The organism is Mycolicibacterium sp. lyk4-40-TYG-92, from assembly GCF_030209435.1.
Classification (GTDB): Bacteria; Actinomycetota; Actinomycetes; order Mycobacteriales; family Mycobacteriaceae; genus Mycobacterium.
On the sequence record NZ_JARVRX010000012.1, the window covers coordinates 87,284 to 106,491 of the forward strand.

The window sequence follows — 19,208 nt, forward strand, 5'->3', positions numbered from 1 at the left end:
ATTTATGACGAGCATTCTGGAGCAGATCAAGGGTGCGACCGCTTATGACCCGTCTGGGGAGAAGATCGGCAAGATCCACGAGCTCTACCTGGACGGCAAGAGCAGGGAGCCCAAGTGGGCGTCGGTGCACACCGGCCTCTTCGGCGTCACGGAGTCGCTGGTCCCGCTGGCGGGTGCACAGCCAGACGGCGGGGATTCGGTGCGCGTAGCCGTGGCGAAGGAGGCGGTCAAGAACGCCCCGCACGTACACATCGGTGACCGGATCAGCCCGGCCGACGAAGCAACCTTGATGCAGTACTACGGCCTGCGGTCCGCCAGCCCGGCCGCGAAGCCGCAGTCGGCGCAGCAGCCCGACACCGAGTCCGCGCCCTCGAACGGCGGTAAGCACCTGCGGGGAGCAGCGCCGGCCCTCGGCGGCATCGGCGGGACCTCTGCGAATACGACAGCGAACACGTCGGGCCAGACCGGCTCGACCACTCACACCGGGCCGGAGATGATCCGCTCTGAGGAGCGCCTCGAGGTGGGCACCGAGCGCGCGGCGTCAGGCACGGCCCGGCTCAACAAGCATGTGGTGACCGAGCAGCGCACCGTTCAGGTGCCCGTCACCCACGAAGAGGTGCGCGTGGAGCGCGCCGCCATCACCGATCCGGCTCAGGTCCGGGACAGCCGTCTCGCCGATGATCAACGCGAAGTGACGCTGCACGAGGACAAGGTCGTCGTGAGCAAGGAATCGGTTCCAGTCGAACGGGTTCGCTTGGCGGTCGACGAGGTCACCGAGAACAAGCAGGTCACCGAGAACGTCCGTCGCGAAGAGATCAATGCCGAGGGCGTCGAGCGTCATCGGCGCTGACCTTCTCAGCCGAGCGGAGCCGACGGCGCCGGGCCCAGGTGCAGGATCGGAAACGGCCGCCCGTCGCCGTCGGTCTCCGACCGGCTCAGAGTGACGAAGCCGTGGCGGTGGTAGAAACCGACGGCCTGCGGATTCTGTTCGTTGACGTCGACCAGCAGGCCCGGATTCTTGGCGCGCGCCTCGGCCAGCAGGACGGAGCCCGCGCCACGACCACGATGCCGGTGGTCGATGAACAACATCTCCAGGTTCCCGTCGGCGACACCCGAGAATCCGACCGGCACCCCGCCGGATTCGGCGACGGTGAGTTCGACCATCTTCAGATACTCCTCGGCCAGGCGCCGCTGGTAGAAGTCGATGTCGTCGGCGGTGAGGAAGTCGTGGGTCGCTTCGACCGCGCTACGCCAGATGCGTAGCAGCTCCGGCCATTCCGCGGGTCCATGGCAGGGACGGAGTGAGAAGTCTTGCGTCGTGGTCACATTCACAGAATAGAGACGAACTCGGGCGTCTCACCAAGCGACCACGTGGTCCGGGCCTGAGCCCGGCTCGACACCGGAATCGTCCAGGGGAGTGAGCAAGTCGCCCCAATGCTTGAGCGCGGTTCGCATCGCATCGGGACGGGACCCACCTGCCAGTCGCAGGGAATGGCCACCGGAAAGCTCGACCAATGCCTCGGCAAGTACGTAAGGCGACATGTCGGCGTCGTGGGCGACCCCGATCAATTCGACGGCCGCGTCCTGCCACCGTCGCCGCTGCAATCCGACGAGGACGCCTACGGCAAGGGCCAGAACGCGACGTTGTGCCTTGTTGCCCGTGGTCGGCCACGCGCCGCCGCCGTACAGACCGGCGACGCCTCCGGGCAAATCACCGTCGTACTCCGGTGGTCTACCACCGACCGTGATCGACATGGACATTACTTACCCACGCGACGATGTCGCGAAACGCACAGCTATCCGGGGCGGTGCAGGCGCACCGCCCCGGATGAGGCGGATTGAAACTACTTCGTCGTGGTGTTCTTCGGCCCGGTGTTCTTCGGGCTGGAGTTCGTCGGCGCCGACTTCGTCTTCGGCGCCTGTTGCGCCGGCTTCGTCTGCGTGGACGCTGCCGGTGCCGCGGTGCCGGTAGTGGTCGACGCCGAGGTTGTGGGCGCCAACGCGTTGGGCGCCAACGCGTTTGGCGTTGCCGTACCCGATGTGGCTGCTGCCGGAGCGGCCGCGGTGACGGGTGTCGCCGACGCGGTCGCTGTCGCCGAAGGGGCCGTGGCCGGCGTTGCCGTTGCATCCGCCGTCTTCGCCGCCGCTGTGGTGTCATTCGCGACGGTGTTCGTCGTCGACTGCGTCTGGTCGGCAAGCGGTTTGGCGGTGCCACTGAGCGTCATCAGGGTCGCCGTCGGACTCGGAACTGCCGTCGGAGCCGGCGGGTCGAGCGGCTTCTGCGGATGCGTCGCGGTCCATTGGGCGATGACGGAGGCGGCGGGCTTCGGCGTCCAATCCGTCTGGAAGACACCGAGAGTGTCCTGGTCGCTGGTGCTACCGGTGTTCCGGTCACGGGTGGTGTAGATGAACATCGGCCCCGTGTAATTGAAGCTGCTCCAGGAGTTCAGGAAGTTGGAGATGAACGCCGCCTGCGTGTTGTTGTCGACGACCGAGGTCGGTTCCCCGTACTCGGTGGCCCAGATCTGCTTGCTGCCGTCGCCGGCCGCGACCATTTCCTGATGGATCGTCGCGAGCTGGTTGATCGGTGCCATGGGCCCGTACGGCGTGCCGTTTCCGAACGGCACCTGGTATTGGTACGGATGGAACGAGAGCGCGTCGAAATACCCCTGGGCGCCACTGTCGTACATGCCCTGGACATATGAGGCCGCGTTGATGGCAAGGCCGGGCGTGTCCGTGACCCAGCCGACCACGCCCCCGACCACCGTCGCGTTCGGGTCAGCGGCCTTGATCGCCGGATACGCCGCCTGCAGCAGCCTGGTGTACGCCGCGGGATCGGGCGTCGGGTACCAGGAGGGTGCCGCGTTGGGCTCGTTCCACACCTCGTAGGCCGATACCTTGCCGGCGTAGCGCTGCGCTACCGCGCCGGCGAACTGCGCGTACTGCGCGTTGTCCGCCGGCGGCGAGGCCACGGCCGGAGATCCCGGCGGCACCGCCCACGCCGGCGTGGCGTTGAGTACCCCGAGAATGCCCATGTTGCGGGCGGCGGCAGCGTTCACCAGGGTGTCGACGGTGCTCCAGTTCCAATAGCCCGGCGCCGGTTCGACGTTGTTCCACGGGATCAGGATCCGGACGTTCTGCACGCCGAGGGACTGCATCTCGTCGAGCGTCTTGTTGATGTCGGCCGTCGACATGCCGATGATGTCCGAGTCGGCGAATCCCACTGTCGTGTTGGAATCGGTGATTGCCGCCGAGAGCAAATAGGGCACCGGTCGCGGACCGGTGCCTGTGCTCGCAAAAAGTAAACCTGCAACCCCGACAGGCAATGCCGTCGAGATTGCCACTGTCACACCGGTCTTGATCACCGGCCTCGTGTGCTGACCTCGCTTCTGTCTATGCCACATCGAATTACCCCTATTCACAATGGATTTCGCGCCCGGCTAACCCCGGCCGGGCGTCTTAGACCTAGATTGGGTGCCCCGTGCAAAGTGTGGGCAAACCAGGTTCAGGTCAAAAAGGCTTGGTGCGCTTGGACGTAAGCTGGCCGCATGCGGTCCACCAACTACACCTCAACGTTCGCCCTGCTTGCGGCATCGGCCCTGCTCACCGCCGGGTGCGGCTGGAGTCCGAAAGGTCCGGACCCGGCCCCACAGGCCGACAAGTGCACACCCGCCGACGGGCCGGCGCAGAACGTCGTGACCGCATCCATTTACGCGCTGCCGGCGCCGCCGTCGGGTAAGTGGACCCAGATGAGCAGCGGGCACACCGCCAACTGCGCGTTGTACTGGGTGCAGGTCGGGCAGAACAATTCGACGCCGGACAGCCTGCAGCAGGTGGTGTTCTTCAACAAGAACACGATGATCGGCACCCCGACCCCCAACGCGCGGCCGTACATCACGGTGACCGCGAGCGCTCCGGACAGCGTGACGGTGCAGTACCAATGGCAGCAGCCCAAGGATCAGCCGGGGATGCCGACAGGTATCGGCAGTGTGCGGTTCACCGTCGACGGCGGCGCCCTCAAGGCGCTGGATCCGATTCCGGGGCCGTGAGCGTCAGTGCGCGGCGAGCAGACCGCGCATGATCTCGACGGCGGCCGCCAGGGTGTCCCGGTCGCTGCTGTCGAGTTCCGCCAGGAACGGGTCGATGGCGTTGCCGCGGTCGGTGCGAACCTGCGCCAGGGTGGCGATGCCCTGCGGCGTGATGCTGATGAGGACGGCGCGGGCGTCGTCGGGGTCGACGGTGCGGGACACCAGTCCGGCATCTTCGAGGCGACGGACCTGGGTCGTCATCGTCGGCTGCGAGCAGTGGTCGAGCGCGGCGAGATCGGAGATGCGGGCGCGGCCCTCGGCTTCGATGGTGGAGAGCAGCCGGGCCTGGGCGAAGGGCAGCGGGAGCCGGACGCGCTGATTGGCCAGGCGGTTGATGCGGGCAACGACGGCGAGCAGATCCGAGGCGAGGGTCGTTTCGGACGCCGGTGCAGCTGTCATGTTCAACATGGTTCCATAGATTCTCTATGTAGTCGAACCTGCCGTCATGAGTGGTGACGGTCACAACACCGACGAGTTTACTCGTCAAAACGCCTGGCAGAATTGTGCAATGACTGCTGCCGGCACCCGAGACAAAGCCGGTCCCCTCAATCCGGGCGAGTACGCCCAGGCCGCCGTGATGGCGGCGCTGAGCGCGGCCACCGCCATCATCGCCGTCGTCGTGCCGTTCGCCGCCGGGCTGGGCATGCTCGGCACGGTGCCGATGGGACTGCTGGCCTACCGCTACCGGCTCCGGGTGCTGGTGGCCGCGACCGTCGCCGGCGGCACCATCGCGTTTCTGATCGCCGGCATGGGCGGTCTGATGACCGTGGTGTTCTGCGCCTACATCGGCGGGCTGACCGGCATCGTCAAGCGCACGGGCCGCGGCATCGTCACCGTGCTGTGCGCCTCGGTGGTCGCGGGGGCGGCGTTCGGGGCCTACGTCATCGGCATCCTGCTGTTGGTGGGGCGCCTGCGGGAGCTGATTTTCGCGTCGATGACCTCGAACATCCACGGCATCGCCAACGTCATCGCCGCGATGCCCGGCGGGGAGCGCGCGGCCGAGGATCTGCGTACGGGGTTCGCCGCATTCCTGCACTACTGGCCGGTGCCGATCATGATTTCGGTGATCCTGCACATCATCGTCGTCACGCTGCTGGGCTGGTGGGCGCTGTCGCGGGTCTTGAAGCGGCTCTTCGGCATTCCCGACGTGCACAAGCTCGACACCGACGAATCCGCCGGCTTGGTCGCGCCGGTCCCGGCCCGCTTGCGCGACGTCCGATTCCGGTACCCGGGTACCAATCGCGACGCACTCGGCCCGGTGAGCATGGACATCAACGAGGGCGAGCACGTCGCCGTCACCGGTGCCAACGGATCGGGCAAGACCACGCTGATGCTCACGCTCGCGGGCCGTGCACCGACCGCGGGCACCATCGACCGGCCGGGTGCGGTCGGCCTCGGCCGGGCCGGTGGCACCGCGGTGGTCATGCAGCATCCGGAGAGCCAGGTGCTCGGCACCCGCGTGGCCGACGACGTGGTCTGGGGCCTGCCGGCGGGGACGACCATCGACGTCGAACGGCTGCTTGGTGAGGTCGGTCTGAACGGTATGGCCGACCGGGACACCGGCGGGCTGTCCGGTGGCGAGCTGCAGCGGCTGGCCGTCGCGGCTGCGCTCGCCCGCGAACCGGCGTTGCTGATCGCCGACGAGGTCACGAGCATGGTCGACCAGGAGGGCCGCGATGTCCTGCTCTCGGTGCTGTCCGACCTGACCCGGCGCCACCGCACCTCGCTCGTGCACATCACGCACTACAACGACGAAGCGGACTCGGCCGACCGGGTCGTCCGGCTGGACGGCTCCAGCGACAACATCGAGATGGTCGCGACCGCACCGGTGCCGATCGTCTCCGACGGCATCGAACCCGGCGGCCCGGCAGTGCTCGAGGTCCAGGGTGTCGGGCACCAGTACGGCAGCGGGACGCCGTGGGAATCGACGGCGTTGCGCGATATCAGCTTCACCGTCCATGAGGGCGAGGGCGTCCTGATCCACGGACTCAACGGCTCCGGCAAGTCCACGCTGGCCTGGATCCTGGCCGGTCTCACCGTGCCCACGACCGGCAGCTGCCTGCTCGACGGCAAGCCGGTGTCCGATCAGGTTGGTGCCGTGGCAATCTCGTTCCAGGCCGCGCGGCTGCAGTTGATGCGGTCTCGCGTCGGCGCCGAAATCGCCTCGGCCGCGGGCTTTTCGAAGCGTGACACCGCCCGGATCACCGAAGCGCTCGCGATGGTGGGGCTCGATCCCGAACTGGCCGACCGACGCATCGATCAGCTCAGCGGCGGTCAGATGCGCCGCGTGGTGTTGGCCGGGTTGCTGTCTCGCCGCCCACGGGCCCTGATCCTGGACGAGCCGCTGGCCGGGCTGGACGCCGCGAGCCAGCGTGGTCTGGTGACGCTGCTCGCCGAACTGCGGCGCACCACCGGGCTGACGGTCGTCGTCATCTCACACGACTTCGCCGGGCTCGACGAACTCTGTCCGCGCATCCTGCGGCTGCACCGCGGCGAACTCGCCGGCCAGTCGACGGAAGCGCCACTAGCAGCGGGAGGACGGTCATGACGGCTCCTGCCACCCAGCGCCGGTCGATGGTGCTACTGCGTCCCGTGCCCGGAACGTCACCCATTCACGAACTGTGGGCCGGTACCAAGCTCGTCGTGGTGGCGCTGATCGGCATCGTCCTCACGATCTACCCGGGGTGGGTGCCCATCGGCCTGGTGGCCCTGCTCGTGATGCTGACGGCGTGGCTGGCGCACATCCCGCGCAGCGTGCTGCCGTCGGTGCCGCGCCTGGTGTGGGTACTGCTGTTGCTCGGTGGTGGGACGGCTGCGCTGGCCGGCGGCGAGCCGTTCGTCGACATCGCGTCGGCCCATCTGGGACTGGGTGGTCTGCTGAACTTCCTGCAGATCACGGTGTTGTCCATCGTGCTGCTCGGCCTGGGTGGGCTGGTCTCCTGGACCACCAATGTCGCTGAAATCGCGCCTGCGGTGGCCACTTTGGGCCGCCCGCTGAAGTGGCTGCGAATCCCGGTCGACGAGTGGGCCGTGACGCTGGCCCTGGCGCTGCGCGCCTTCCCGATGCTGATCGACGAATACCGTGTGCTGTTCGCGGCCCGCCGGTTGCGTCCGAAGGTGCGGCCGGAGACCCGCCGGGAGCGCGGGCGACAACGTCGCGCCGAGATCGTCGACCTGCTGGCCGCCGCGATCACCGTGGCCCTGCGCCGCGGCGATGAGATGGGCGATGCCATCACCGCGCGTGGCGGCGTGGGCCAGATCGTCGCGAGTCCGGCGCGACCGGGACGGGCCGATGCTGTGGCGTTGGTAATGGTGGTCGCGATGTGTGCGCTGTCGCTGTGGGTCGAGGCGTTCACCCCGCTGGCCACCCACCGGCTTTAGCGATCCGCGGCGGCGTTGGCCGCCCGCTGAGCGGCGGTCAGGGTGGCTGCGACCGCTGCGCGGCCCAGGAACATCTCGTCGAAAAGCGGCCTGATGGCCTGGAATCCGGCCGGGAAGCCCGCGCCGCCGGGGGCCGGGATGCGGGGGCCGTCCAGCACCTGAAAGAAGGGCAGAACGTCAATCCCGCGCTGTTTCCAGTAGTCGAAATAGACGGGTTGGGCGCCGAGCACCGCGGGCACCGCAGCCCCCTTGGTGCCCAGGAACGCGTTGCCGTCGGTGCTGCCCATCCACTGCAGTACGGCCCGCACCGCGTCGGGATGGCGGGTGGCCGAATTGGCTGCGGCGGCAATGCCGTTGGTGACGCTGACCCGGCCGGCGGGGCCGCTGGGCAGCAACGCCGCACCCCACCGGAAGCGCGCCTGGTCGGCGATGGCGGCGAGGTTGTAGGTGCCCGACTGGAACAGTGCCATGCGGCCCTGCAGGAACTGGTTGCGGGAGAAGTCGCCGTTGCCGTTGGTGTCGGCCGCCGAGGGGGAGACGTGGTCGGCGTTGATCAGCCGCACCAAGTACTCGAAAGCCTCCCGGGCGCCGGGGTTGTCGAACGTGAACCGGTCATCGTCGCTGAACTGCCCGCCGGCCGAACCGATGTAATTGAGATAGATGTCCTGCATAGCGTTGGCCGCGTTGTAGCCCCACTGCCGTACCTGCCCGGCATCGAAACCTGGTGTCCCGGCCTGGTTTCCCTGTCGGTCCAGGGTCAGCCGCGCCAACAAGGGCCGTAGCGTGTCATCGCCATCGGGGGACCAGCGCAGCGTGTCCAGGTCGGCGGGCTCGACCCCGGCGGCTGCGAGGAGGTCGGCGTTGTAGTACACCGCGACGCCGCCGTCGGTCAGTTGCGGCACCGCCCACAGTGTCCCGTCGCGGGTGAACTGCTGGTTCACCGACCGGTCCCAGGCGTCGGAAGCGCCGCGCCCCAACAGTTTCCCGATGTCGAGCAGTCGGCCGGTGTCGGCGTACCCGGCCAGATAGGCGTTCGACAGCCAGAAGATGTCGTCGGCGCCGCCGCCGGCGACATCGGTGCGCAACGAATCGAAGTACGACGCATAGGCGACGACGTCGACCCGCACCTCGATGTCGGGATGCCGGCGCGTGAACTCGGCGAACGCGGACCGGTATGCGGCAGCGACCTGCGCGTCCCACAGCCGCACCGTGACAACGGTTTTCCCGGAGTCCTGCGTCCGGCCCAGGAGTACGGCAGCCGCCAGCAGCACCGCCATGGTGACGGCCAGGGCGGTCACGAAGCGCGTCGAGAACTTCATTTCAGGCCGGTGACGACGATCGAGCGGACGATGTGCCGGCCCAGCACGCTGAACAGCAGGATCAGCGGCACGATCGCGACGGTCGTTGCCGCCAGCACCACGGTCCACTGCGCATCGAACTGGGACTGCAGGCCGGCGGTGGCGACGGTCAGCACCCGCCACGATGAGCCGCTCGTGATCACCAGCGGCCACATGAAGCTGTTCCATTGCGAGACAACGGTGATCAGCCCCAGGGTGACGAGAATCGACCGGCTGGCCGGCAGCACCACGTGCACGATGACATCCAGTGTGCCGGCGCCGTCGATGCGGGCGGCGCGGATGAGGTCGGCCGGGATGGACCGGAAGTACTCGCGCAGCAGGAAAATCGCGTAGGGCGAGCCGAACATGAACGGCAGCACCAACGCCCAGAACGTATTGCGCAGACCCGCTTCGGCCATCATGAGGTACAGCGGCACGACGGTCACCGTCGCGGGCACCATGAGGGTGGCCAGGTACAACCAGAACAGGGTGTCGCGCCCGGGGAATTCGAGCCGGGCAAAGGCGTACGCGGCCGTCACCGAGAACGTCAGCTGGCCCACCAGGATCACCGCGGTCATCAGGGCCGTCACCAGTGCGGCCCGCCCGAAGCCGGCATCGGACAGGGCGGTGTAGTTGGCCAGTGTCGGCGGATTCGGCAGGGACAGCGGCGATTCGGTGTTGAACTGGCGGGCCGAGGTGAACGACGTCAGCAGGCCCAGACCGAACGGCACCAGGGTGATCGCGGCGCCGAGCACCAGCACCGTGTAGATGAGCGCGTTACGTGAGGTCATAGCTGACCCGCCGGCGGAAGTAGGCGTGCTGCGCCACGGTGATGCCGAGCAGCAGGACGAACAGGATCAGCGCCATCACCGCGGCGCGACCCACCGCTGCCGAACCGAACGCCTCGGCGTAGATGCGGTGGGCGATCAGGTCGGTGCGGCCCTCGGGACCGCTGCCCGTCAGCGCATACACGGTGTCGAAGACCTGTGCCGCGCTCACGATGCCCGTCACCAGCACGAAGAACAGCGTCGGCCGCAGCATGGGCAGGGTGATGCGGCGGAACCGTTGCCACGGCGTGGCTCCATCGATACGAGCCGCGTCGTGAACATCGCCCGGGATAGCCAGGATTCCGGCGAGGAAGAACAGCGTCACGTAGCCGACGTTGGTCCACACCGTGACTGCCGAAACCAGCGGCAACGCCAGCGTGGGGTCCGTCAGCCACTCGATGTGGTGCCCGAGCACGGTGCTCACCGCACCGTCGGTGGGGCTGAGAATCCAGCGCCACAGCACCGCGATCGCCAACGGCGAGCAGATCCACGGCAGGACATACAGCGTGCGGAAGAACCCGGTGCCCGGCAGTCCGCGGGCCAAGAGCATGGCCGCGGCCAGACCCAGAATCGTCTGGACGGGGACCACCAGCGCGACGAAACCGAGCGTCACCGCCATCGAGCGGCCGAACGTCGGGTCGGTCAGCACGCCGTGCCAGTTGTCGAGCCCGACGAACCGGATGGGCCCCAGGAGGTCCCACCGCTGCAGGCTCAGCCAGCCGACGACCAGCATGGGGAGCAGCAGGAACATCACCACGCCGAACAGGCTGGGGGCGAGCAGCGCGTAGCCGGTCAGCGTGTCCCGTAACCCGCGGCGTGCCACCGGATCATTAAAGCGTGTGGTGCTACTACGGTGTAGCCGTGACTGCGCTGCGACGGGTTGACGCCGACTTCCTGGCCTTGCCGCGCCATTTGCTGGCCGATGCCGCGGTGTCGGCCGCGCTGGCTGCCGGTGCGAGCTACGCCGACCTCCGGATACACCGGATCACCACCGAACACATCCAGCTACGCGACGGCGAGCTGGAATCCTCGGTGGTCACCCGGGAGATCGGGCTGGCGGTACGGGTGATCGTGGACGGCACCTGGGGTTTCGCCTCGCACGCCGAGCTGAACCCCGAGGTCGCGGCCGAAACCGCCCGGCGGGCCGTGCAGGTCGCGGTGGCACTGGCGCCGCTGAACGCCGAGCGCATCGAACTGGCTCACGAGCCCGTCTACGCCGACGTGTCATGGGTGTCGCCGTACCGTGTCGACCCGTTCGAGATCGCTGCTGCCGACAAGATCGCGCTGCTGGGCGAGTACACGGGCCGGTTGCTCGCCGCCGACGGGGTGGACCACGTGTCGGCGGGTCTGCAGGCCGTCAAGGAGCAGGTGTTCTACGCCGACGCGTTCGGTTCGTCGATAACCCAACAGCGGGTACGGGTGCAGCCGACGCTCGAGGCCGTCGCCGTCGATGCCGCAGCTGGTGCCTTCGAAACGATGCGGACGCTGGCGCCGCCGACCGCCCGCGGCTGGGAGGCCGTCGCCGGTGACGAGGTCTGGGACTGGACAACCGAATTGGCGGAGCTGCCGACGCTGCTGGCCGAGAAGGTCAAGGCGCCCAGCGTGACGGCCGGTCCCACCGACTTGGTGATCGACCCGACCAACCTGTGGCTCACCATCCACGAATCCATCGGCCACGCCACCGAATACGACCGGGCCATCGGCTACGAAGCGGCCTACGCCGGTACGTCGTTCGCCACCCCGGACAAGCTGGGCACCATGCAGTACGGGTCACCGATCATGAACGTCACCGCCGACCGCACCGTCGAACACGGTTTGGCCACCATCGGATTCGACGACGAAGGCGTCCGCGCGCAGAGCTGGGACCTGGTGCGTGACGGCGTCTTCGTCGGGTACCAACTGGACCGGGTGTTCGCGCCGAAGCTCGGGGTCAGCCGTTCCAACGGCTGCTCGTATGCGGATTCACCACATCATGTGCCGATCCAGCGGATGGCCAATGTCTCGCTGCAACCCGGTACCGACGATCTGAGCACCGACGATCTGATCAGCCGGGTCGAGAACGGCATCTACATCGTCGGCGACAAGTCGTGGTCAATCGATATGCAGCGGTACAACTTCCAGTTCACCGGACAGCGGTTCTTCAAGATCCGCGACGGCAAACTCGACGGCCAGGTGCGCGATGTCGCCTACCAGGCCACCACCACCGACTTCTGGGGATCGATGGAAGCCGTTGGCGGAGAGTCGACCTGGCGGCTCGGCGGCGCATTCAACTGCGGAAAGGCCCAGCCTGGCCAGGTGGCTGCCGTCAGCCACGGCTGTCCGTCCGCGCTGTTCCGCGGAATCAATGTGCTCAACACACGAACTGAATCGGGGCGTTGATGATCAGTCCTACTCCCCGTCGCTTCGCTCGCCTCAGCGCACCGCAAGTTGTCGACGTGGTGCTGGCCGAAGCCGGCCGCCGGGGGCGGGCCGACGAGACCATCGTCCTGGTGACCGACAGGTCCACCGCGTCATTGCGCTGGGCCCGCAACACCATGACCACCAACGGCGAGTCGGTGAGCCGCGAGACCACCGTCATTTCGATTGTCCGCCAAGGGGACAAGGCCCGCGTCGGCACGGTGAAGTCCAGCGAGGTCGATCCCGAGACCATCGCCGGTCTGGTGGCGGCGTCGCAGGATGCCGCTCAGGCGGCGCCTGAGGCGCGGGATAGCGCGCCGGCGCTGACCGGGCTCGCGGTTTCGGACGATTGGGAGGCGCCGTCACCGCTGACGGGTGCCTCGGTGTTCGGCAATGTGGCTGCGCGTCTGGTCGACGGCTTCCACCGCAGCGACGCACTGTACGGATTCGCGCGGCACGAACTCGACACCACCTACCTCGCCACGTCCGGCGGCATCCGGCGGCGGTTCACTCAACCCACCGGTTCCATGGAGATCAACGCCAAACGGGATGGCGCCAGCGCCTGGGCCGGCGTCAGCACCGCTGATTTCGCCGATGTCCCAGTCGATTCCATGCTCGACGACCTGTGCCTGCGTCTCGGCTGGGCCTCCCGGACCGTCGAGCTGCCTGCCGGCCGGTACGAGACGCTGATGCCACCGTCGACCGTGGCGGACATGATGATCTACCTCGGCTGGAGCATGGACGGCCGCGGCGCGCAGGAGGGCCGCACCGCGCTGTCGGCGCCGGGCGGCACCCGGGTGGGGGAGAAGCTCACCGACCTCGGGCTGACGCTGTACTCGGATCCTTTTGCGCCGGGGCTGAATTGCCTGCCGTTCGTGGCGACGTCGAGTTCGTCGGAGCGCATCTCGGTGTTCGACAACGGACTGGACATCGGCCGTGTCGACTGGATTCGTGACGGCGCCGTGAATGCCCTGGCGTATCCGCGTTCTGCCGCAGCGGAATTCGATGCACCCGTAGCCGTGCCCGCCGACAACCTGCTGATGACCGGCGGCTCGGTGAGTCTGTCCGACATGATCGCCGGCACCGAGCGCGGCCTGCTGCTGACCACGCTGTGGTACATGCGCGAGGTCGATCCGACGGTGCTGTTGCTGACCGGCCTGACGCGCGACGGTGTCTACCTCATCAAGGATGGGGAAGTGACGGCCGCGGTCAACAACTTCCGGTTCAACGAGAGTCCGCTGGATCTGCTGCGGCGCGCCACCGAGGCCGGTGTCAGCGAGACCACGCTGCCGCGGGAATGGGGCGACTGGGCCACGCGGGCACAGATGCCGTCACTGCGGATTCCCGACTTCCACATGTCGTCGGTCAGTCAGGCGCAATAACTTTCGGCCCGCCGGCGACGTCGTCGCCGCTGGTTGTTTGTGCTCGCCGCGTGAGTCAACTACGCGGCGCAGTTTGATGCGGCCCCGCTATGCGATAGCAGTGGGGCAGAGACTCGAGGCCGACATCGCGCTCCGAGCAGCGCGACAAAGCGGTTGACCATATGCCAACAGAGTCGGCCCAACGCGAGCCTCGTGCGCAGCAGGTCGTGAAGACGTTGTGAGCGCACCCACTCGACGGTGGGGCGATGGAGGGGGCTTCTCGGGCTCCGCGGTCGATTGGGTGCCAACTTGGACGAAGTTGGCGGATCCACCAACTGAAATGCAAGAGGCCGCTGACTCTAACTCGACTGCGCCGAGGGCTTAACCACGATGTGGCGTGTGCGTGGTGACGCTGCGTGAGTAGGCCGCTACGCCGAATTTGTGGTCAATTCGGTGAGGGCACAGTACATTTGACACTGAATTCGTGCGAAGTAGGCAGGGTGCGGCGACCTTTTGGGGGCGTTCGGCTGCGGATGGTGTGGCGGATATGTTTCCGTGTCCGTCGTATTTGAGTGCTGTCGTGTTCGCGGTTCGGGTGAGGGGATGAACCGCAATCGGCCCACCAAATAGGTCAAGTCGCACCCCGATCCCCGAATCGCTGGCGGAACACGACCCGAGTGGCCCAGACCATGCCACTACACCGAGGGGTATTTGAACGACGCCAGGTGCGCCTTGGTGTAGTCCCACACAGCTTGGGCGTCCGACGACATACTGGAGTAGTTCGCCATGAAATTGGCCGCGATCAGCCGGCCGTCGTCTTTGCTCTTCCCCTTGAGCGGTGGAAGCGACGACGATCCGGTCTTGGTGAGATTGTCTAGCTCGTTGAGCATCACGTAGGTGGTTCGAAAGAGCTGTTTTGCCGCGTCCCCCTGGTTGGCGCCAAAGCGAGCGGCAGCGCTGGACATGATGCCCTCGATTTGCGTCATCCGGGCGGTGTTGCCCATGCTTTCGGCGTAGTGATACTCGACGCCGTAGGACATGCCCTCCTGGAAATCGCCTGTCCCCATCCAGTTTCCGGACTGGCCCGTGTGACTGAACTCGTGCAGTAGTAACGGTCCGAGCTGGCTCTCGGGGAAGCTGAGGACATCGGGCCGGATGTAGGTGTCATCGCTCGGCTTGGTATCGGCATAACGGTCGGCGTCCCGGAGCTGCTTCTCCTTTGTCGCATCCGCGACGAGAATCTTGTGCCCAGTCCACCCCGAGTAGTAGTCAAAGAATTCGTATGCCACTTCATCCGAGCCCGTGGCGTGTTTGATCGACCAGAAGATCAGGTTCTGCTGTTCGGTGGTCAGATGATCGTTCTTCTTCCGGAACTCCTGCATCTTCCCAAACAGGTCCTTGTCGGTGTGGACCGTGGCTCGCCGAATGACGTTGCCGCCGAGCGGCTCAGCGGTGGCGTGATGCATTTCGTGAGCCAAGAGCCGCGAACCGACAGCGCTGCTGGGATCGTATTGACCGCGTCCGAAGACAATGTGCCCGGGCAAGGCATAGGCCCGGGCGCCCAACAGCTCTGCAGACCGTTCAGCGACCGGACCGGTGTGGACCCGTACATGGCTTGGAGCTAGTCCTGTGGCGACCGACGTCGGCTTTGTCGTTTCAGACAGGGCCACGCGTTCCTCGCTGGCATCGATCCGGCCGACGATGAGCGTGCTCGGGACAGGGACGGCCGGCACTTGTGAAGGCCGCAACCGGGCGAATGCGGAATCCTTGGTGGCAGTCCCCACGACGCCTGGCACGGCGATAGTGAAGCCGGGCGAGGCGAGGGCGCGGTGAACTGAAGCTGGGGCCGTGCGAACTTCGGCGACGGCACTCGAGTGCCGCCCCGCTTCTTTCGGAGCGGAGCGAGACGTGGTGGACGAGGCGGGTTTGGAAGACCGCGGTGCGAACGTGCCGACCATGGGCTCCAAAATACTCCCGGCTACATGGAACTTTGCCGAGAAGAGCCAAATGTCCCGCTGCGGGCTCCGGTCACGGCGACGCCCGCCACTGCCGGAGTGGCGGCAAAGTAGATCGTGTTTCCATCTGCCGAAGACCGCGTAGTCCACGGATTCACCACGGTGTCGGGCAGGTTCACGATTGTGCGAATTGCAGTCAGGGGCTGCACTGTGAGATTGATCGTCGCCATTGCACTGTCGGTCGGTTGGTCGTCGCTATGTGCGGAAGGCTGAATCGTCGACGGGGGCGTTGGATGATGACAAAGGCAACGAAACAAGGGCTTACATTCCGGGAATACGCCGTCGACGCCGATCCACTCGGCACTATGCACAGGCCGCTCATTCATCCCATGGAGCGCCTGCTGCCATCGTATCGTCGCACGATCTGCCAGTCCGATCCGGCCACGGAGCGAATCTCGGACGCCGCACTCGTGCGTTGGAACGAGATGGCCGGCTACCGCCCGCAGAATGCCGCCCGCTATTTTCAACGCCCCCACGGGTAGTAGGTTCGCCGGGTCATACCCGCGGGGGCCAACTGTTGTTCGGCGATGCAGTGGGCGTTGTTCTCAGCAACGATTCTGCCTGGGGAGGGCACCATACGCATCCACGGCACCGGACTGACCAGCGATGTGCTCTTCGATGCATTCCGGGTGTGCGGGCGACCGATGGGCGATGAGCCAAGCAACGCACCCGTCGAGAAGAACTTCCACAACTGGACTCCGACCGTGGCGGGACTCGAAATCCATTTCGCGGATTATCAATTCGCCCGCGGTCTGCCTGTGGTCACGGTCCCATGGCCTCGGCTGGCTGGTCTGCTGGCACCGGACATGCAGGTTCTCGCCCGGTGATCACGATCTATGAACACAGACGTTCGATCGAAAACCGGGCGCTGATCAAGATGGTGGGACCTACGCACATGTCGTCGGTCAGTCAGGCGCAATAACTTTCAGCGCCGTGGCGACGTCTTCGTCGGTGGTGGCCCAGGAGCAGACGAACCGGACGACTGGTCGCATCGGGTCGGGTGCGTGGACCGCGAACTGTTCTCGCACGCGCGCGGTGGTCGTGGCGTCGAGGATGATGAACACCTCGTTGGCCTCGGTCGGTGCGGCCAGTTGCAATCCCGCCGCCACCATCCCGGCGCTCAGGGCGGCAGCCATCCCGTTGGCGTGGGCGGCGGTCTGCAACCAGAGATCGTCGTGCAGCATGGCTTCGAATTGCGCCGAGATGAAGCGGTGCTTGCTGGCGAGGTGACCGATCTGCTTCTGTAGGAAGCGAATTCCAAGGAAATGTTCGGGCCGGCGGACCAGTATCGCGTCGCCGAACAACATACCGTTCTTGGTGCCGCCGACGGTGACGATGTCTGCGTCTCCGATGGCGTCCTTTGGGCTGATGCCCAGCGCGGCAATGGCATTGGCGACGCGCGCGCCGTCAACGTGCACCAGCAGGTCGTGCCGGTGGGCGTAGTCGATGAACTCCGTCAGCGCGGCGGGCGACCAGACGCGCCCGTTTTCGGTGGACTGGGTGATGGTGACGATGCGCGGCTGGGAGTGGTGCACCTCGCCGCGCCGGGCGATGTGCCGATCCAGTTCACATGGCGCGATCAGGCCGTCGTCGCTGGGTAGGGGAGTCAGTTGCGCGCCGGAGAGCCGCACGGGCCCGCCGGCTTCGTCGAGCAATGAGTGCGCGATATCGCTGCACAGAATTTCCTGCCAGGGCCGCACCGCCGAAGCCAGCGCGATGATGTTGGCGGCCGTGCCAGTCAGGGCGAACAGCACGTCGGCGTCGGGGGCCTCGAAGGCCGCTCTGAGCTTGTGAGCTGCACGTTCGGTGCTGGGGTCGGTGCCGTACGAGCTCACGCTGTCGTGGTTGGCCCTGACGATGGCGTCGATGACGCGAGGGTGTGCACCAGCAGCGTTGTCGGAGGCGAATGCGGCCGAGACGGTCGAAGCCATGCGTCGATGGTCTCATCGCGGCAATAATCCGAAGTGTGGAGGATCAACTGACTGCCCTGATCGCGTTGTCGCCGCCGGCTGATCGGCGGCTCAATGCGGTGATGCGGCAGACGTCCGCCGAGACCTTGGGCCTTGCGCCGTTGCCCTACGAAGCGGTGTTTGGTCCCGTGTCCGACGCCGAACCGCTGGTCGCTGACTTCGCCGAGCAGTTCAGCACCGATGTCTCGGTGATCTCTGAGGCCCAGCGAGGGCAGCTCACTGCGGCGCTGGGCGCCAATAGTTTTCGCATCGTAGCGCTGATGTTCATTGCCGACTTCGTGCCGCGCGTCCAGGCGGGATTCGCGGCGTTGGGTCTGCCCCCGGTCGCGGCTCCCGACGGCTGGGACCATGCCACTGATCCGGTGGATCTGCTGCTGAACCGGTTCGCCAGCTCGGTCGGGGCGCGACGCGAGTTGGACCCGGTGATGACCGAAGTCGTGCGCCTGCGCGGCGCGGCCGCGCACAACTGCCGGCTGTGCAAGTCGCTGCGCGAGGGCACGGCGCTCGATGCCGGCGGCAATGAGTCGCTGTATTCGGAGATCGAGCTGTACGAATCGTCGGAGCTGCTCAACGAGCGGCAGAAGGCGGCGCTCCGCTATGTCGACGCGCTGGTGTGGACGCCGTCGCGGATACCGGCCGACGTCTCCGCGGGAGTGCGAGCGCACTTCTCCGACGCCGAGGCCACCGAGATCACGCTGGACGTGATGCGGAACGGGATCAACAAGATCGCCGTCGCGCTGGGCGGCGATGCGCCGCGGGTCAGCGAGGGCACCGAGCGCTATCTGCTCGGAGCGGACGGGCAGCCGGTGTTCTCGTAGCGGTTCTCCCGCGGGCGTCTGAAAAAACTTTGGTCACTTTGATTTCGCTGGTCACTGTGGGTAGCTAGGGCCACATTCGTCACAGCGAATTGTCGGTGGTTCGAACTATTGTTCGAATATGGGATTGACCGATCCGGCCGATATCGAGGAGGCGTACGCCGCCTACGAGGCTGCGCAGGCTCGGCTCGCGTCCCTGGACTACAGCGGTCTATCCATCAACGTCCTGTTGGCGTTGCAGTCGCGCCGCGAAACGTTGAGGTGTGCGGGCGAGGCGGTCGATCACCAGATCCTGGCCGCGGCACAAACCCAGGCCACGGCTAAGGAGATCGGGGCCAAGGACTGGCCTGAGGTGTTGCATGTGCGGTTGCGGATCAGCCGGGAGGAGGCCCGCCGCCGGGTCCGCGACACGGATAATTTGGGCCCGCGGTCGGTGATCACGGGCGAGGCGTTGGGTCCGGTGTGGGAGTTGGTGGCCGCCGCGCTGGCTGAGGGTGCGATCAATGGCGAGCACGTCGCGGTGATCACCAACTTCTTCATCAAGGTGCCGCTGTGGGCGGCCGATCCGGTCACCATGGCCCAGTGCGAGGCTGATCTGGTGGCCGACGCGAGGGTCAAGACGCCCGAGGACCTCCGCAAAGTCGCAGCGGATTTGTTGTATCGGCTGGATCAGGACGGGCCCGAACCCAACGACGATGAGCCCGACCCGAAACGCTCATTCGTCATGGGCAAGCAGCGACCCGACGGGCGCACCGACGTCACTGCCGAGCTGGATCCGGAAGGCCGGGCCTACTGGGAAGTGTTGTTCGAGAAGTACGCCGCCCCCGGCATGTGCAACCCCGCCGACCCACACCCCTGCTGCTCCGGGACGCCGACACAGGAACAGATCGACAACGACACAAGAACTGTGGCCCAGCGGCAGTACGACGCCTTCAAATTCGTGGGCCGGATGATGCTGGCCGCTGGGACCTGCGGGGTGCACAACGGCTTCCCGGTCGCGGTTCTCGGCACCTGCAC

At 66.5% G+C, this 19,208-nt stretch carries 18 protein-coding genes; 9 read left to right on the top strand and 9 right to left on the bottom strand.

All coding sequences use genetic code 11. The features are described 5' to 3' along the window. Nucleotides 1–4: 4 nt before the first annotated feature. Entirely contained in the window at nt 5–850 is an 846-nt protein-coding gene (locus QRN63_RS18660; RefSeq protein ID WP_285032198.1) for a PRC and DUF2382 domain-containing protein, read from the top strand. Nucleotides 851–855: 5 nt separating this feature from the next. On the opposite strand, the gene QRN63_RS18665 is transcribed toward QRN63_RS18660, so the two are convergent. The 3 genes from QRN63_RS18665 to QRN63_RS18675 form a co-directional block, all read right to left on the bottom strand. Then, the gene (locus QRN63_RS18665; RefSeq protein WP_285032199.1) at nt 856–1,332 is read right to left on the bottom strand and encodes a GNAT family N-acetyltransferase; all 477 of its coding nucleotides are present in this window, start codon (nt 1,330–1,332) and stop codon (nt 856–858) included. Between the two features lie 24 nt (nt 1,333–1,356). After that, nucleotides 1,357–1,755 carry a hypothetical protein gene (locus tag QRN63_RS18670; RefSeq protein WP_267319180.1) on the bottom strand — a complete coding sequence of 133 codons (399 nt, stop codon included), beginning with the start codon at nt 1,753–1,755 and terminating at the stop codon, nt 1,357–1,359. An 89-nt stretch (nt 1,756–1,844) separates the two neighbouring features. After that, a complete protein-coding gene (locus QRN63_RS18675; protein ID WP_285032200.1) occupies nt 1,845–3,269 on the bottom strand; it encodes a cellulase family glycosylhydrolase in 1,425 nt (474 codons plus the stop codon). Nucleotides 3,270–3,548: 279 nt separating this feature from the next. On the opposite strand from QRN63_RS18675, the gene QRN63_RS18680 reads away from it, so the two are divergent. Beyond that, the gene (locus QRN63_RS18680) at nt 3,549–4,049 is read left to right on the top strand and encodes an LppP/LprE family lipoprotein (RefSeq protein WP_285032201.1); all 501 of its coding nucleotides are present in this window, start codon (nt 3,549–3,551) and stop codon (nt 4,047–4,049) included. 3 nt (nt 4,050–4,052) lie between these two features. Here QRN63_RS18680 and QRN63_RS18685 read toward each other — a convergent pair whose 3' ends face one another. Beyond that, entirely contained in the window at nt 4,053–4,496 is a 444-nt protein-coding gene (locus QRN63_RS18685; protein ID WP_285032202.1) for a MarR family winged helix-turn-helix transcriptional regulator, read from the bottom strand. Nucleotides 4,497–4,596: 100 nt separating this feature from the next. On the opposite strand from QRN63_RS18685, the gene QRN63_RS18690 reads away from it, so the two are divergent. After that, complete coding sequence (locus QRN63_RS18690) at nt 4,597–6,636, top strand: ATP-binding cassette domain-containing protein (protein ID WP_285032203.1); 2,040 nt, start codon at nt 4,597–4,599, stop codon at nt 6,634–6,636. Beyond that, on the top strand, nt 6,633–7,469 hold the full coding sequence (locus tag QRN63_RS18695; RefSeq protein WP_267319175.1) for a CbiQ family ECF transporter T component: 837 nt from the start codon (nt 6,633–6,635) through the stop codon (nt 7,467–7,469). Before QRN63_RS18690 ends, QRN63_RS18695 begins: the two co-directional genes overlap by 4 nt. Here QRN63_RS18695 and QRN63_RS18700 read toward each other — a convergent pair. Genes QRN63_RS18700 through QRN63_RS18710 form a run of 3 tightly spaced genes read right to left on the bottom strand, consistent with a single transcriptional unit; the run spans nt 7,466 to nt 10,456 of the window. Continuing rightward, nucleotides 7,466–8,788: an ABC transporter substrate-binding protein gene (locus QRN63_RS18700; RefSeq protein WP_502888159.1), complete on the bottom strand. Its 1,323-nt coding sequence runs from the start codon at nt 8,786–8,788 to the stop codon at nt 7,466–7,468. The genes QRN63_RS18695 and QRN63_RS18700 overlap by 4 nt on opposite strands. Then, nucleotides 8,785–9,597 (bottom strand): carbohydrate ABC transporter permease, encoded by an 813-nt coding sequence (locus QRN63_RS18705; RefSeq protein ID WP_267319174.1) that lies wholly within the window; start codon nt 9,595–9,597, stop codon nt 8,785–8,787. Before QRN63_RS18705 ends, QRN63_RS18700 begins: the two co-directional genes overlap by 4 nt. Then, nucleotides 9,584–10,456: a carbohydrate ABC transporter permease gene (locus tag QRN63_RS18710; RefSeq protein WP_285032204.1), complete on the bottom strand. Its 873-nt coding sequence runs from the start codon at nt 10,454–10,456 to the stop codon at nt 9,584–9,586. The genes QRN63_RS18705 and QRN63_RS18710 overlap by 14 nt, the downstream gene beginning before the upstream one ends. Nucleotides 10,457–10,494: 38 nt before the next feature. Between QRN63_RS18710 and QRN63_RS18715 the strand changes: the two genes are divergently transcribed. Both QRN63_RS18715 and QRN63_RS18720 read left to right on the top strand, forming a co-directional pair. Further along, nucleotides 10,495–12,012, top strand: a complete 1,518-nt coding sequence (locus QRN63_RS18715; protein ID WP_285032205.1) for a TldD/PmbA family protein — start codon at nt 10,495–10,497, stop codon at nt 12,010–12,012. Further along, on the top strand, nt 12,012–13,412 hold the full coding sequence (locus QRN63_RS18720; protein WP_285032206.1) for a metallopeptidase TldD-related protein: 1,401 nt from the start codon (nt 12,012–12,014) through the stop codon (nt 13,410–13,412). Before QRN63_RS18715 ends, QRN63_RS18720 begins: the two co-directional genes overlap by 1 nt. A 674-nt stretch (nt 13,413–14,086) precedes the next feature. Here QRN63_RS18720 and QRN63_RS18725 read toward each other — a convergent pair. Beyond that, nucleotides 14,087–15,349 carry an eCIS core domain-containing protein gene (locus QRN63_RS18725; RefSeq protein WP_285032207.1) on the bottom strand — a complete coding sequence of 421 codons (1,263 nt, stop codon included), beginning with the start codon at nt 15,347–15,349 and terminating at the stop codon, nt 14,087–14,089. A 584-nt stretch (nt 15,350–15,933) separates the two neighbouring features. On the opposite strand from QRN63_RS18725, the gene QRN63_RS29745 reads away from it, so the two are divergent. After that, nucleotides 15,934–16,233 carry a hypothetical protein gene (locus QRN63_RS29745; RefSeq protein ID WP_502888160.1) on the top strand — a complete coding sequence of 100 codons (300 nt, stop codon included), beginning with the start codon at nt 15,934–15,936 and terminating at the stop codon, nt 16,231–16,233. 78 nt (nt 16,234–16,311) lie between these two features. Here the strand turns inward: QRN63_RS29745 and QRN63_RS18735 are convergent, their stop codons facing one another. Then, nucleotides 16,312–17,337 carry a threonine aldolase family protein gene (locus QRN63_RS18735; protein ID WP_285032208.1) on the bottom strand — a complete coding sequence of 342 codons (1,026 nt, stop codon included), beginning with the start codon at nt 17,335–17,337 and terminating at the stop codon, nt 16,312–16,314. Between the two features lie 14 nt (nt 17,338–17,351). Here QRN63_RS18735 and QRN63_RS18740 point away from each other — a divergent pair, with 14 nt between their 5' ends. After that, nucleotides 17,352–18,194, top strand: coding sequence for a carboxymuconolactone decarboxylase family protein (locus QRN63_RS18740; protein ID WP_285032212.1), 843 nt, complete (start codon nt 17,352–17,354; stop codon nt 18,192–18,194). Between the two features lie 118 nt (nt 18,195–18,312). Next, nucleotides 18,313–19,208 (top strand): DUF222 domain-containing protein (locus QRN63_RS18745; protein ID WP_285032209.1); only part of this gene is annotated, 896 nt, incomplete at its 3' end.

Bases quoted from the DNA above. Each gene is read 5' to 3' on its own strand.
- QRN63_RS18660 (WP_285032198.1), top strand. From the start codon at position 5: ATGACGAGCATTCTGGAGCAGATCAAGGGTGCGACCGCTTATGACCCG.
- QRN63_RS18670 (WP_267319180.1), bottom strand. From the start codon at position 1,755: ATGTCGATCACGGTCGGTGGTAGACCACCGGAGTACGACGGTGATTTG.
- QRN63_RS18680 (WP_285032201.1), top strand. From the start codon at position 3,549: ATGCGGTCCACCAACTACACCTCAACGTTCGCCCTGCTTGCGGCATCG.
- QRN63_RS18685 (WP_285032202.1), bottom strand. From the start codon at position 4,496: ATGTTGAACATGACAGCTGCACCGGCGTCCGAAACGACCCTCGCCTCG.
- QRN63_RS18690 (WP_285032203.1), top strand. From the start codon at position 4,597: ATGACTGCTGCCGGCACCCGAGACAAAGCCGGTCCCCTCAATCCGGGC.
- QRN63_RS18695 (WP_267319175.1), top strand. From the start codon at position 6,633: ATGACGGCTCCTGCCACCCAGCGCCGGTCGATGGTGCTACTGCGTCCC.
- QRN63_RS18700 (WP_502888159.1), bottom strand. From the start codon at position 8,788: ATGAAGTTCTCGACGCGCTTCGTGACCGCCCTGGCCGTCACCATGGCG.
- QRN63_RS18705 (WP_267319174.1), bottom strand. From the start codon at position 9,597: ATGACCTCACGTAACGCGCTCATCTACACGGTGCTGGTGCTCGGCGCC.
- QRN63_RS18720 (WP_285032206.1), top strand. From the start codon at position 12,012: ATGATCAGTCCTACTCCCCGTCGCTTCGCTCGCCTCAGCGCACCGCAA.
- QRN63_RS18725 (WP_285032207.1), bottom strand. From the start codon at position 15,349: ATGGTCGGCACGTTCGCACCGCGGTCTTCCAAACCCGCCTCGTCCACC.
- QRN63_RS29745 (WP_502888160.1), top strand. From the start codon at position 15,934: ATGCAGTGGGCGTTGTTCTCAGCAACGATTCTGCCTGGGGAGGGCACC.
- QRN63_RS18735 (WP_285032208.1), bottom strand. From the start codon at position 17,337: ATGGCTTCGACCGTCTCGGCCGCATTCGCCTCCGACAACGCTGCTGGT.